The sequence below is a fragment of the Acidimicrobiia bacterium genome (assembly GCA_040902765.1).
Lineage (GTDB): Bacteria > Actinomycetota > Acidimicrobiia > Spongiisociales > UBA11373 > DATKBG01.
This window is the reverse complement of the sequence record JBBDWO010000002.1, coordinates 57,008-69,781: the sequence shown is the minus strand read 5'-3', so window position 1 is coordinate 69,781 and position 12,774 is coordinate 57,008. Positions and strand designations below refer to the sequence as shown.

The 12,774-nt window shown below is 68.0% G+C and carries 13 protein-coding genes; 7 read left to right on the top strand and 6 right to left on the bottom strand.

The features are described 5' to 3' along the window. Positions 1 to 88 precede the first annotated feature (88 nt). From WEA29_00590 to WEA29_00580, 3 genes are read left to right on the top strand one after another with little or no spacing between them, the layout of a single operon-like run. The gene (locus tag WEA29_00590) at positions 89 to 1,051 is read left to right on the top strand and encodes an LLM class F420-dependent oxidoreductase (GenBank protein ID MEX2322263.1); all 963 of its coding nucleotides are present in this window, start codon (positions 89 to 91) and stop codon (positions 1,049 to 1,051) included. A gap of 35 nt (positions 1,052 to 1,086) precedes the next feature. Further along, a complete protein-coding gene (locus WEA29_00585; protein MEX2322262.1) occupies positions 1,087 to 1,980 on the top strand; it encodes an ABC transporter ATP-binding protein in 894 nt (297 codons plus the stop codon). Beyond that, on the top strand, positions 1,973 to 2,818 hold the full coding sequence (locus tag WEA29_00580) for an ABC transporter permease (protein ID MEX2322261.1): 846 nt from the start codon (positions 1,973 to 1,975) through the stop codon (positions 2,816 to 2,818). Before WEA29_00585 ends, WEA29_00580 begins: the two co-directional genes overlap by 8 nt. Before the next feature lie 79 nt (positions 2,819 to 2,897). Here WEA29_00580 and WEA29_00575 read toward each other — a convergent pair whose 3' ends face one another. The 5 genes from WEA29_00575 to WEA29_00555 all read right to left on the bottom strand — a co-directional run bounded on the left by WEA29_00575 (position 2,898) and on the right by WEA29_00555 (position 8,585). Next, positions 2,898 to 4,313: a DHA2 family efflux MFS transporter permease subunit gene (locus WEA29_00575; protein ID MEX2322260.1), complete on the bottom strand. Its 1,416-nt coding sequence runs from the start codon at positions 4,311 to 4,313 to the stop codon at positions 2,898 to 2,900. Positions 4,314 to 4,508: 195 nt separating this feature from the next. Next, the gene (locus tag WEA29_00570) at positions 4,509 to 5,183 is read right to left on the bottom strand and encodes an SOS response-associated peptidase (protein ID MEX2322259.1); all 675 of its coding nucleotides are present in this window, start codon (positions 5,181 to 5,183) and stop codon (positions 4,509 to 4,511) included. A gap of 88 nt (positions 5,184 to 5,271) precedes the next feature. Continuing rightward, positions 5,272 to 6,168 (bottom strand): alpha/beta hydrolase, encoded by an 897-nt coding sequence (locus tag WEA29_00565; protein ID MEX2322258.1) that lies wholly within the window; start codon positions 6,166 to 6,168, stop codon positions 5,272 to 5,274. Beyond that, complete coding sequence (locus tag WEA29_00560) at positions 6,165 to 6,962, bottom strand: MBL fold metallo-hydrolase (protein MEX2322257.1); 798 nt, start codon at positions 6,960 to 6,962, stop codon at positions 6,165 to 6,167. Before WEA29_00560 ends, WEA29_00565 begins: the two co-directional genes overlap by 4 nt. 99 nt (positions 6,963 to 7,061) lie before the next feature. After that, entirely contained in the window at positions 7,062 to 8,585 is a 1,524-nt protein-coding gene (locus WEA29_00555) for a PQQ-binding-like beta-propeller repeat protein (protein MEX2322256.1), read from the bottom strand. Positions 8,586 to 8,668: 83 nt separating this feature from the next. Here WEA29_00555 and WEA29_00550 point away from each other — a divergent pair, with 83 nt between their 5' ends. The 4 genes from WEA29_00550 to WEA29_00535 are packed head-to-tail and all read left to right on the top strand — an operon-like array spanning position 8,669 to position 11,942. Beyond that, positions 8,669 to 9,682, top strand: coding sequence for an NYN domain-containing protein (locus WEA29_00550; GenBank protein ID MEX2322255.1), 1,014 nt, complete (start codon positions 8,669 to 8,671; stop codon positions 9,680 to 9,682). Between the two features lie 3 nt (positions 9,683 to 9,685). Then, positions 9,686 to 10,483, top strand: coding sequence for an arginine deiminase family protein (locus tag WEA29_00545; protein MEX2322254.1), 798 nt, complete (start codon positions 9,686 to 9,688; stop codon positions 10,481 to 10,483). A 7-nt stretch (positions 10,484 to 10,490) separates the two neighbouring features. Beyond that, complete coding sequence (locus WEA29_00540) at positions 10,491 to 10,955, top strand: proteasome activator (GenBank protein MEX2322253.1); 465 nt, start codon at positions 10,491 to 10,493, stop codon at positions 10,953 to 10,955. Continuing rightward, complete coding sequence (locus WEA29_00535; protein MEX2322252.1) at positions 10,956 to 11,942, top strand: lysophospholipid acyltransferase family protein; 987 nt, start codon at positions 10,956 to 10,958, stop codon at positions 11,940 to 11,942. An 18-nt stretch (positions 11,943 to 11,960) separates the two neighbouring features. Here WEA29_00535 and WEA29_00530 read toward each other — a convergent pair whose 3' ends face one another. Beyond that, positions 11,961 to 12,467, bottom strand: coding sequence for a peptidylprolyl isomerase (locus WEA29_00530; protein ID MEX2322251.1), 507 nt, complete (start codon positions 12,465 to 12,467; stop codon positions 11,961 to 11,963). Positions 12,468 to 12,774 lie beyond the last annotated feature (307 nt).

Here is a 12,774-nt window from a genome sequence, read left to right as displayed (position 1 = left end):
GCCGATTGTCGCCCGTTCCCGTCGCTATCCCGACGGAGTGAGGTGAGCCGCCCCTCGGGGGTCTGGCTAGCCTCACTAGGGTCTCGGTATGCAGTTCGGCGTCTTCGTACCGCAGGGTTGGAGGATGGATCTCGTCGGGGTTCCGGTCGACGAACAGTGGCCGGCGATCCTCGACGTGGCGTCTCGAACGGAAGCACTCGGCTACGACTCCCTGTGGGTGTACGACCACTTCCACACGGTCCCCGAACCGACCCAGGAATCGACCTTCGAGGCCTGGACTCTCATGGCATCTCTCGCCGTGGCCACCGAACGGGTCCGGCTCGGACAGATGTGTACCTGCAACTCCTACCGCCCGCCGTCGTACCTCGCCAAGGTGGCCAGCACCATCGATGTCATTTCTGGTGGTCGGCTCGAGTTCGCCATCGGGGCCGGCTGGTACGAGGAGGAGTACCTGGCGTACGGGTATCCCTTCCCCAAGGGTTCCACTCGCATCCGCCAGCTCGACGAGGCGGTGCGGATCGTCAAGGCCATGTGGTCGCAGGACGAGGCGACCTTCCAGGGCAAGCACTATCGCATCGACGGGGCCATCAACCACCCCCGACCCATCCAGCAGCCGCACCCTCCGATCTGGATCGCCGGCGGCGGCGAGGAGATGACGCTGCGCGTCGTGGCCGAGCACGCCGACTTCTCCAACTACGCCGGGAACCTGGAAACCTTCCGCAGGAAGGGCGAGATCCTCGACCGTCACTGCGCCGAGATCGGCCGTGATCCGGCGGAGATCGGTCGCACGATGCACACGATCCTGGTCGTGGCCAGCGACGAGGCGTCGTTGCAAGCCAAGCTCGAGCGGGCTGCCGCCCAGGGCGGTCGTCCCGTGGACGCCTACCTGAGGAGCCCCATCGTGTTGGCGGGGACGGCGGCGCAGGTGACCGAGCGCCTCGCCGAGTTCCAGGAGGAGGGCTGTGTGTACGTGATTGCCTATCTGCCCGACACCCTCTGGGGAGACGGCTTGGAGGTCTTCGCCGAGGAGGTAGTGCCGCACCTGCGCTGATTCGGATCCGACAGGGTATCGGTAGGCTCCCGCCGATGCCCGCCATCGAGATCCGAGGTCTGGTCAAGCACTACGGCACTGTCGAGGCGGTTCGCGGCATCGATCTCACCGTCGAAATCGGCGAGGTGTTCGCTCTCCTCGGTCCCAACGGGGCCGGCAAGACCACCACGGTCGAGGTGCTCGAGGGATTCCTCACTCCGACCGACGGCCAGGTTCGTGTCCTCGGTGTCGATCCCGGGTCGGGCGGGCGCGAATTCCGCGACCGCATCGGCATCGTCCTCCAGTCGTCCGGTGTCAACAAGGAGCTCACGGTGCGCGAGACCCTGCGGTTTTTCGCCCCGATGTACACCAGGTCGCTCCCGGTTGACGACGTGATCGACCTCGTCGGATTGGGCGAGAAGGCCGACGCCAGGGTGAAGACGCTGTCGGGCGGTCAGCAGCGGAGGCTCGACCTGGCCCTGGGGATCATCGGCGATCCCGATCTGATCTTCCTGGACGAACCCACCACGGGTTTCGATCCATCGGCCCGCCGCCGCTCCTGGTCGCTGGTCGATGACCTCAAGGCCCTGGGCAAGACGATCCTGCTCACCACCCACTACATGGACGAGGCGCAGTACCTCGCCGACCGGGTGGCCGTGATCGCCGCCGGACGGATCGTCGCCGAGGGCACTCCCGAGACCCTCGGCGGGCGCGCCGACGCCGCCACCATCATCGAGTTCTCCGTCCCTCCGGGGACGACCGGCCTGCCTGTCGCCTTCCAGCCGGGTCCCGACGGACGGGTGCGGGTCGAGGCCGCCGATCCGGTGGCTCTGCTCAACGAACTCACCGGATGGGCGCTCGCCTCGGGCACTCCACTGCACGGGCTCGCCGTCACCCGGTCATCACTGGAGGACGTGTACCTGTCTCTCACCGGCGACGGCGATGGCTGATTCCCGCGCCAGCACCCCGGCGCTCATCTGGTCGCAGATCCGCTACGAGAACCGCCTGTTCTGGCGGTCCCCCGTCGCCGCCTTCTTCACGATCCTCTTCCCGCTCATGTTCCTCTTCCTTTTCTCCCTCATCTTCGGGGGAGAGGACATCGACCTGGGACCAAGGGGTTCGTTCACGGTGGCCCAGTTCTTCGCACCGACGCTCGGAGCCTTCGCCGCGGCGTCGGCCACCTACACGAACCTCGGTATCGCCGGTGCGATCGCCCGCGACGAGGGCATCCTCAAGCGGTTCCTCGGGACGCCCCTGCCGCGTTCGCTCTACATCGTCGGCAAGGTCGGGTCGGCCATCTGGATCGCCGCCATCGCCATCACGCTGATGATGGCGGTCGGGCACTTCGTGTTCGGCGTGCCCGTTTATGCGGCGAGGCTGCCCGCCGCCTTGATCACCTTCATCATCGGCACCCTTGCCTTCTCGGCGCTGGGCCTGCTGGTCGCCGCGCTCGCCCCGTCGGGCGACAGCGCTCCTGCGATCACCAACGCGACGATCCTGCCGATGGCGTTCGTCTCTGAGGTCTTCATCGTCACGGCCGACGCCCCTGCGTGGCTACAGAGGGTCGGCGACGTGCTGCCGCTCAAGCACTTTGCCCGAGCTTTCCAGGACGCCTTCAATCCGGCGGTGTCGGGCTCGGCGTTCAGCTGGGGACGGTGGGGCATCCTGCTCGCCTGGGGCGTGGTCGGAGCGGCGCTCGCGCTGAAGTTCTTCAGCTGGGATCCCAAGGAGGGCCGGGAAGGCGCGAAGGGCCGCCGGGGCCGGTCCTCGGAGATTGGCGCCGAGTAGTTCGCCTGGCTATTGGCTATCGGCTATTGGCTAGACGCGACCAGACGCGAGGAGCAGCTCGGTGCGATCTCGCTACTCGCTACTCGCCCCTCGCCCCTCGCTCCTCGTCCCTTCGGATCATCGCCCACGACACGAGGCCGCCGGCGATCAGCAGGGCACCGCCGATCCACATGGCCTTTTCGAATCCGACGGCGAACGCGGGGTCAGTCGGGGCGTCGATCCCGGCGATCCCGGCCGCGAAGGGGAGCAGCACGGGCGCCAGCAGGCCGGCGATGCGTGCCACCGCGTTGTTGACACCTGACGCGGTTCCGGCCCGGTCTTCGTCGAGGGCGGAGAGGGCGGCTGCGGTGAGCGGGGCCACCGTGATACCCAGGCCTATCCCGAAGACGACCAGACCCGGGAGAGCGGATGTCAGGTAGGGCCCCGGCTCGGTGATCCAGGTGAGCATGAAGGTACCGACACCGGCCACGATCGGTCCCACGGTCATCGGGATTCTCGGCCCGATGGCCGACGCCAGCTTCCCCATCTGCGGTGACATGAGGAAGAGCAGCACCGTGATTGGCGCCAGCGCCGCACCGGCTTGGAGTGACGAGTACCCGTGGGCGCCGAGGAACTGGAGCACGGTGAAGAACGACACGCCGCTGAGGGCGAAGTAGATCAGCAGGGTGGCGAGGTTGGCTCCGCTGAACTGTCGTATGCGGAACAGGTCGAGGGGCAGCATCGGATGGCTGGTCCTGGCTTCCACCACGAAGAAGGCGACGAGGGCGACGAGCCCGACCGTGAGACTCCCGACCGCAAGCGGCGAAGACCACCCGATGCGGCTGCCCTCTATGAGGACGTAGACGATGCCAGCGAGTGCCACGGCGATGAGTACGGCGCCGGCGATGTCGAGGCGGCCCCTCCTCTCGACCCTCGGTTCGGGCACATGGCGTCGTGTCGCCCACACGGTGAACGCGATGATCGGAGGGTTGATCAAGAACACCAGTCGCCAGGAGAAGAGGTCGGTGAGGAGGCCACCCAGGAATGGGCCGATGATGATCGCCAGGCCGGAGACGCCCGACCAGATCCCGATGGCCTGGCCGCGGTCCTCCTTGACGAAGGTGCTCTGGATGATGGCGAGGCTGGATGGGACCAGGAGGGCTGCCCCGATGCCCTGGATCGCACGGAAGACGACCAGCAGCTGCAACGATGGGGCGGCGCCACAGGCGAGCGAGGCCACGCCGAAGACGACCAGCCCGGCGAGGAACACGGTCCTCCGCCCTAGGTGATCACCGAGGGAGCCTCCCAGCAGCAGAAAGGCCCCGAGGGTCAGCGCGTAGGAGGCGACGACCCACTGTTGCCACGAGAACGACGCTCCGAAGTCGTCGCGGATCGCCTCCAGCGACACGTTGACCACGAAGCCGTCGAGGAAGGCGATCCCGCTGGCGAGGATGGTGACGACCAGCACCCATCGAGCGGCGGGCGTGCCGAGACGCAGTTGGGCAGGGGAGGACATGGGGAGGGAGGGTACCGGGTCGGGTCGGCGGCCGACTCCCCGACTCTCCTCCCCCGAAGGGGGAGGTGCCATCGGCCGTAGGCCGATGACGGAGGGGGAGGCCAGACGCGTCGCGAGGCCTCCGCAGTGATCGCCCTCCCCCCTCCCCGCCTTCGGCGGTACTCCCCCCTACGGGGGGAGAGAGTCCAAGCCCGCCTATCTCAGCGGTTCGATCAACTCCGGCAGGTTGTTCTTGACGCTGTTGACCAGGCTGGAGACGGGATGGTGGGTCAGGATGCCGTCGGGTGCTGGCCCCAACAGGGCTCGCAACCCCTCCGTGTCGGCGTTGTCCGGGTCGAGCCACCGGTCCCAGGCATCGGCCGAGAGCACGGCGGGCATCCGATCGTGGATCGGTGCGACGACCTCGTTCGGCGTGGTCGTGATGATGGTGCAGGTGGTCAAGCGCTCTCCTTCAGGGTCCTTCCAAGACGCCCACAGGCCGGCGAGGGCGAGCGGGGATCCGTCGGTGGCGTGCACGAAGTGCGCCAACTTTCCGCCCTGGTCCATGCGTTTCCACTCGTAGAAGCCATCGGCCGGGATCAGGCACCGCTTCCGCTGGAACGAGTCCTTGAACACCGGACTCGTCGCAGCCGTCTCGGCACGGGCGTTGATGTGTCGTGAAGCCACCTTGGGGCTGTCGGCAAACCACGGGACCAGACCCCACCGGTAGCTACCCAGCGATCTCCGCCCATCGTGAGAGGCCACCGCGTACACGCGATCCGTCGGTGCCACGTTCCACGACGGCGCCTGCGGATCGGCGAGGACCTCGGCAGCACCGAAGTGGAGGGCATACTCCTCGGCCGAGTGAGCCTGAACGAACCGACCACACATGCAGCGGATGATGGCACGCGGACGGTTGACGTTCCGCTGCGGTACTTGGTACCTGGTACTGGGGCTGGGCATCGCCGAGCCCCAAGCCTCAGTCCCGTTGGTACGGAACGGAGTGCTCCCAGTCGGCGAGGAGGGTGCGCAGCGCCGAGACGAACGACAACGGCTGGTCGAGGATGAGGTGGTGGTGTGCCTCGGGGATGGTCACGACGGGAGAAACCCTCCCCATCAGCTCGTACATGTACCTGGCCGTGTCCTCGGGGACCACCACGCTGTGCTCGCCGCGGAGCACCGCGACCCGACACTCGACCGATGCGAGTTGGGCGTTCATCGGCACCATCGTGTGGGTGAACAGGTTGGTGTCGAACTTCCACGTCCATCCGTCCGGCGTCTCGCGAAGCGAGTGGCGGGCGACGTGGTCGAGGATCCACGGCTCGGGATCGGGTTGCGGCGGGATGAGATGGAAGTGGTCGAGGGCGGTCTCGAGGTCGGGATACACGCCCGGGGAGCGAAAGGCGCGCCCTCCGCGACCCTCCTCCGTCTCGGGGTCGGGGCGCCGCACCGGGGAATCGACGATCACCGCCCCGGCGAGCGCGTCCCCGTAGGTCGCCGCCGTTTGAATCGTGACCAGCCCGCCAAGGGAATGGCCCACGACCACCGGCGGCCCGGGGAAGCCCGCTTCGGCAGCGACCGCCATGATCTCGGCGGCCCACAGGTCGTGGGAGTAACGCTCCCGGCGGTCGCTGTCACCGTGGCCGGTGAGGTCCAGCGCGGCGACGTGATAGTGATGGGTGAACAGGGGAGCGAGGTGCGACCACCAGCGGGCGTGGGCGGCGCCGCCGTGGACCAACACCAGGCCGGGATCACCCTGGTCGCCCCACTCGAGGAAGTGCACTTCGGCGCCGTCGACGGTGACGCGACGCCCCGGTGCCTCGCCGGCGAGTGCATCCCGGAACCACCGCGGCGCCCCGGCCGCCGTGTCCGTCACGGGACCTGCTCCCAGGCGCGGGTGAAGGCATCGATCAAGGTCCGTTCCGGATAGGGCCCACCTGCCGCAGCCGCCTCTTCGGGCGTCATGCCGACTGCGTGGCGGTCGCTGGCGATCTGCGCCACCTCGGCGAGCTCCCCGGCCTGGGCGAGCACGAAGGCGGCATCGACCGGAGCGCCATGGCCCGGGACCACGACCCCGCCGGCGCTCGACGCGAGCATCCGATCGACGGTCGGCCACTGGAACGGGTAGGAATCCCCGAAGCCGGGAGGCGCGCTCTCCTCGACGAGGTCGCCAGCGAACACCACGTCGGCATCGGGCACGATCACCACCGTGTCGTTGTCGGTATGCGCCGGCCCGAAGTGGCGCAGCTGCACTGTTCGTCCGCCGAAAGCGATGGTGATCTCATCGGTGAAGGTGTGGTGAGGGGGCACGATCGTGACCTCGTCCAGGTCGGCGGCATGGTCGGGGGCCATCCGCTTCACCTCCACGCGCATCCGCTCGGCGTTCTCGGTGAGCGTCGGGCCGCACCGGGCATGCCCCCAGATGGCGGTGTCGGGGAACTCGCCGTTGCCGAAGGTGTGGTCCCAGTGGTGGTGGGTGTTGACCACCCAGCGAATGGGAAGGCGGGACACCTCCCGGATGTCCTCCTTCAGCTGTCTCGCTTGGACACGGGTCGCCCTGGTGTCGACGAGCAGCAGCCCGTCGGGACACACGACGAGTCCGATGTTCAGGTCGAGAGATGCGTACCGCTTCGAGAACACTCCCTCAGCGTGCTCGGTCCAAGAGGCCACCAGCGGAGACTAGGGGGCCGGTCGCCGGTTGCCAGTTGCCTTCAAGAGCCAAGACTCTTCTCTTGACTTGCGAATTGCGAATTGCGAATCGCGCCTGCCTCACCAATCCCTGTCGGTGATGGCGATCAGGCGGCCGTCGAGGGTGCCGACGATGATGGTGCCATCGGAAGCGACGGCCGGGGAGGCCTGGATGGCCGAGGCGTCCTCGGGTAGCGAGTTGCAGTAGTCCCCCTCGAAGTCCTCGGGGAACCGTCCGCCCGTATCGCGGTTGCCCAGGTAGATCTTCCATTGGACCACCTGGTTCACGATCGAGATCGCGTAGAGCCCACCATCCTGCCGCGGGACGATCGCCAGGTCCCCCACGACGGCGGGCGACGGCCAGTGGTTGAAGCAGTAGAGGCCAGCCGTGACCGACCACAGGGTTTCGCCGGTGGCGGTGTCGAGGGCGAAGAGCTGATCGCTGTACGCCGGCGCGAAGAGCAGCAGGCCTTCCACGGCGGCGACCGACGCTCGTACATTCCCCCACTGGGTGGACAGGCCGGCAGCGTCGCTCGCTTCCCATACGACGGATCCGTCGGTGATGTCGAGGGCGATCACGGCCGGCTCGACGTACACGTCGTCGCGCAGGATCCCGAACACGGCCAGGTTGCCGATGATCGTCGACGCCGCCCACAGTCGGGAGTTCTCCGCTCGAGGCTCGCTGCCCCTGATCCGGGTTCGCCACAGCTCCGATCCGTCCAGCGAGAGCGCCATCACGTCCCGCAGCTCGCTGTGGACGAGGATCACCTCGCCATCGGACGAAGGACCCGCCCGCACCGGTCCATCGAGGAGCACCTGCCAGCGCTCGGCTCCGGTGCGAATGTCGAAGGCGGTGACCCTGCCATCGGCGTCTCCGATCACCGCCAGACCGCCGATGGTGAGCGGGTTGCCGAACGTGGCCGCCTCGAGGTCGGCGCTCCACACCACCCGGCCGTCGTTGGCGCTCAGTGCCCATACCCGTCCCTCGTCACCGGTGGCGACGACCGTCCCATCCGCGTACCCGACACCGTTGACGTCGAGCTCGGCTCCGAAGAACCACTTCCGCTGCCCGGTTGCCAGGTCGAGGGCGTAGACGCCGTCGCTGTTGTCCCGCGACCCCTGGCCGGTGCCCGCACTGCCCACGATGACGCGCCGCACGGGCTGGTTGTTCTCGGTGACCTCGACGACGATCGGGCTGTTCAGCCACCCCTGGACGCCGACCTCCTCCTCCCACAGGATGATCGGACTGGCGATGGCGCGCACCGTGGTGCATCCGGTCCGCTGGCGGTTGCCCTGGAACGTGGACCATTCGGTGCTCTCGACCGTGCAGCGCACCTCGCCGCCGGCCGTGATCGGAAGTTCCGCATCCTCGAGAGGGAAAAGCACGTTGGGCACGTTGACATCCTCGAGCGTGATGTCGTCGCTGGCACCGCCGCCGTCGTCGCGGACGGCGTACCACCAGATTGAGACACCGAGGACGGTGAGGACGAGCAGGGGCAGCAGGAACGCGGCGATGCCACGCCGCCCCTCGAACGCGGAGAACTCCCGACGCCGCCCACCACGGACGTCCCTGAAGAAGCTCACGTATTCGCGCCGCCGGGGCATCGGGCACTCCTGAGGTCGAGCCGAGCGTAAACGCCGGTCGGGGCTATCCCACACCACCGCCCGGGCACCTGTACCCTCGCGGCATGGATCGCAGTGAAGAGCGGATCGCACTGTTCATGGACTTCGAGAACCTGGCGATCGGCGCCCGCGAGGCGCTCGGGGGCGCCCTGGATTTCAAACCGATTGCGGATGCCCTGGCGTCACGCGGTCGGGTCGTGGTGCGCCGGGCCTACGCCGACTGGAACCTCTTCGAGGAGTTTCGGCGGACGCTCACCGAAAACCACGTGGAGATGATCGAGATACCGCAGAGGATCGGTGCCACCCGCAAGAACGCCGCCGACATCAAGATGGCCGTCGACGCCATCGAACTCAGCTTCGAGCGCGACTACATCACCACCTTCGTCCTCGCCACGGGCGACAGCGACTTCACTCCACTCGTCCACAAGCTGCGCGAGCTCAACCGGCGGGTCGTGGGCATCGGGGTGCGGGCCTCCACATCGGCGCTGCTTCCTCCGGCGTGCGACGAGTTCCTGTTCTACGAGTCTCTCGAGGGCGTAGAGGCTCCCAAGCGTGATCGCCGAATCACTTCGCGGACGCGGGCAGCGAGTCCTGAGCCGCCGTCGAGCATCGACGAGCTGGTAACCCAGACGCTCTCCGGTCTCCAGCGGTCGAGCGACGGGGTGGTGCTCGCCTCGGGCCTCAAGCGAGCGATCCTGCGCAAGGACCCGACCTTCAGTGAGCCCGAATACGGGTTCAGGGGTTTCCGAGAGCTCTTGAGAAGCCTGGCGGATCGTGGAGTGATCGAGCTGTCCGAGGGGCCGGCACGCGGCGACCCCGAGGTGACCTTCAGCCAGAAGGGTGGCCAGGAGGAGGAAGCGTTTCGTCTCCTCGCCACGGTCGTCGGAAACGCTCGCGGTAAGCAGCGGCCTTTGTCGGGGCTCAAGGACGGCATGCGCAAGGCCGACGCCGAGTTCAACGAGCGGTCCTATGGCTACGGCGGGTTCCTCCAGTTCGCTCGGGCGGCCTCGGCCAAGGGCTTCGTCGAGTTGGAGTGGTCCGACGAGGCCGAGGACTACCTGGTCGGTCTACCGGGCTGACCGATGGGGCCGATTGCTCTGGTCCGTGAGGTGTCGGCGGCATTCGTCGACTGCGTCACCGCGAACCCACCCTCGCCACCGCTCGACGCCGGTGTGGCCCGGCGCCAGCATGCCGCCTACACCGCGGCTCTCGCCGACCATGGCTTCACCGTGGAGTGGGTGACACCGGCTCCGGACCTCCCCGACGGCTGCTTCGTCGAGGACACGGCGGTCGTGATCGACGATGCCGCGCTCCTCACCGTGCCGGGTCACCCGAACCGGCGTCGGGAGACGGCCTCCGTGGGGGGTGCCCTGGAGCGATTCGTCGCCGTCGAGCGGATGGCGGCGCCGGCGACCCTCGACGGTGGCGACGTCCTTCAGGTGGGCTCCACGGTGTTCGTTGGCGTCGGGAGTCGAACCAACGCCGACGGCATCGCCGCGCTCGCGCGGTTCGCCGTAGTTCGCGGCCGGCGCGTCGTACCGGTGCACACCTCCGGGGTGCTGCATCTCAAGTCGGCGGCGACCGCGCTCGACGACGAGACCGTGCTCGTACATCCAGCCTCCGTCGAGACCGATGCGTTCTCTGGCATCCGAACGGTGCCGGTCGTCGACGACGATCCGGAGGCGGCCAACGTGGTTCGCCTTCCCGACGGCACCCTGCTCGCCTCCTCGGCCTTTCCCGGGACCGCCGACCGGTTGGAGTCACTGGGTCACCGGGTGTCCACGGTCGACGTGTCCGAGATCGCCCGTGCCGACGGCGGTCTCACTTGCCTGTCGATTCGGCTGCGGAAGTGGACGGCCTCCCCTCCGCTCCTATCCTGAGTTGCTCATGAGCCCGGAATCGAAAGACGCAGCCACCGACAAGACGGCGATCGTGCCTCGCGCCGATGCCGATCGGATCACGATGGAGCAGACCCCGAAACTCATCCGCATCGCCTCGATGACGCGAGCCATGCTGGATGAGATCCGACAGGCGCCGTTGGACGAGGGCGGACGCCGTCGGCTCGTGGAGATCCACCGCCAGTCGCTCGCCGAGCTCGACGAGATGCTCCCTGAGGCCCTCCGCGACGAGTTCAACGAGCTGTTTCTCCCCCTTCAGGAGGGGTCGGTGACCGAGCCGGAGTTGCGGGTGGCCCAGGCTCAGCTGGTCGGATGGCTCGAGGGCCTCTTTGCCGGGATTCAGGCATCGGTGTGGAGCCAGCATGCCGCCGCGGCCGACCAGCTGCAGCAGGTGCGGATGCGGGCGATCGAAGCGGGAACCCGTGGCGGCGAGGCCCCGGGGCAGTACCTCTAGGTGGAGACGAGGCGGCGTCGAACGCTCCGCCGGCTCCGCACGGTCCCCAGCTACCTCGTCCTGTTCCTGGTGGCGACGGCCCTCCTTCCCCTCCTGGTGATCCTTGCCCTGGTGGCCGATTTCATTCGACGGATCGCCCGTGGTGTTCCTCTCGTCGGAGTCCGCATCGTGCTCTTCGGCTGGGTGTACGTAGCCACCGGCACGCTGGCGCTCGTCGTGCTGTTCGGCCAGTGGATCGGGGCGGGGTTCGGCCGGTTTCGTCAGCGGCTGCTGGAGGGCGCGGCTCGGGTGCAGGAGTGGTGGGCGCGCTGGCTGTTCGGCGCCGTGCGTCGCCTGTTCCGCCTCGACCTGGAGGTGGAGGGGCTCGACGCCGTAGCGCCAGGGCCGGTGATCGTGATGATGCGGCACGCCAGCATCATCGACACCCTGCTCCCCAACGTTCTCCTCACGACCGGTGCCGGTCTTCGGCTTCGGTACGTCCTCAAGCGCGAGCTGCTCGCCGACCCCGCTCTCGACATCGGCGGCAACAGGCTGATCAATCACTTCGTTGATCGCAGCGGCGACTCGCGGGCCGAGGTGACCGCAGTGGCCAGGCTGGCCGACGGACTCACGGCGACGGAGGGCGTGCTGATCTACCCGGAGGGGACCCGATTCTCCGAGGCTAAGCGGCGTCAGATCCTGGAGCGCGCCACCGACGACGCCGATCCGCTCCTCGCCCGCATGAAGGGACTCAAACGGGTGCTGCCGCCGCGGCCCGGGGGGACTCTCGCCCTGCTGCGGTCGGGTTACGACATCGTGATCGTCGCCCACACCGGCCTCGAGCCGCTGGCATCCATCCCCGACACCTGGTCGGGCCGGATCATCGGTTCGAAGCTCCGGGTGAGGGCATGGAGGCATGACGCCGCAACCGTGCCGGTCGATAGGCGGGCCCAGCTCTCCTGGCTCTACGACCGCTGGGAGGAGGTCGACCGGTGGCTCGACCGGTGAGCACCTACGAGGCTGCGCTCAGAAGCCGGTGACGGTGACCGAGTCGATCGTCGGGGGATCGTCCGGCCGGTCCTGGGCCCCGGTGCGGAGAGCGGCGATGGCGTCGACGACGTCCATGCCGTCGGTGACCCGCCCGAAGATCGAGTACTGGTGGGGCAGTCCGAGGTCGCCGAGGCACACGAAAAACTGTGATCCGTTGGTGCTTGGGCCGGCGTTGGCCATGGCCACCGTCCCACGGGCGTAGCGTCCCGACCCGTCCAGCTCGTCGCGGAACTGGTAACCGGGGCCGCCGCTGCCCGTGCCGGTCGGGTCGCCGCCCTGGATCACGAAGCCGGGGACGATGCGATGGAAGATCACCCCGTCGTAGAAGCCGTCACGAGCGAGGAAGAGGAAGTTGTTGACCGTCACCAGTGCCTCGTCGGCGAGGAACTCGATCGTGATGTCTCCCAACGAGGTGTGCAGGGTGGCGGTGTAGGTGCCGTCGAGCTCGATTTCGAGATCCGGCGGGGATGAGTAGCGGGCCATGCGGGAGACGCTCCGTTCGTCGGGAATGGGGGAGGCTAACCGGCCCGTCATCCGTCACCCGGACTTGCGGATAGGGGCCGACCCTCAAGGCTCTCTCCCCCCGAAGGGGGGAGTCCCGCAGGGAGCGCAGCGACCGGAGGGGAGGGGGGAGGGCGAACGCTACGTGGGCCTCGCGACGCGTCTGGCCTCCCCCTCCGTCATCGGCCTTCGGCCGCTGCCACCTCCCCCGTCGGGGGAGGAGAGTCAGAAGGGGCCGACCCCGTCTTGCGAATTGCGAATTGCGCCCGCGTTCGACGCGGTCGCGAAT

What these genes read in the sequence shown, in the direction of transcription:
- WEA29_00590 (MEX2322263.1), top strand. Translation starts at nt 89, where the DNA reads ATGCAGTTCGGCGTCTTCGTACCGCAGGGTTGGAGGATGGATCTCGTC.
- WEA29_00585 (MEX2322262.1), top strand. Translation starts at nt 1,087, where the DNA reads ATGCCCGCCATCGAGATCCGAGGTCTGGTCAAGCACTACGGCACTGTC.
- WEA29_00580 (MEX2322261.1), top strand. Translation starts at nt 1,973, where the DNA reads ATGGCTGATTCCCGCGCCAGCACCCCGGCGCTCATCTGGTCGCAGATC.
- WEA29_00575 (MEX2322260.1), bottom strand. Translation starts at nt 4,313, where the DNA reads ATGTCCTCCCCTGCCCAACTGCGTCTCGGCACGCCCGCCGCTCGATGG.
- WEA29_00570 (MEX2322259.1), bottom strand. Translation starts at nt 5,183, where the DNA reads ATGTGTGGTCGGTTCGTTCAGGCTCACTCGGCCGAGGAGTATGCCCTC.
- WEA29_00555 (MEX2322256.1), bottom strand. Translation starts at nt 8,585, where the DNA reads ATGCCCCGGCGGCGCGAATACGTGAGCTTCTTCAGGGACGTCCGTGGT.
- WEA29_00550 (MEX2322255.1), top strand. Translation starts at nt 8,669, where the DNA reads ATGGATCGCAGTGAAGAGCGGATCGCACTGTTCATGGACTTCGAGAAC.
- WEA29_00545 (MEX2322254.1), top strand. Translation starts at nt 9,686, where the DNA reads ATGGGGCCGATTGCTCTGGTCCGTGAGGTGTCGGCGGCATTCGTCGAC.
- WEA29_00540 (MEX2322253.1), top strand. Translation starts at nt 10,491, where the DNA reads ATGAGCCCGGAATCGAAAGACGCAGCCACCGACAAGACGGCGATCGTG.
- WEA29_00530 (MEX2322251.1), bottom strand. Translation starts at nt 12,467, where the DNA reads ATGGCCCGCTACTCATCCCCGCCGGATCTCGAAATCGAGCTCGACGGC.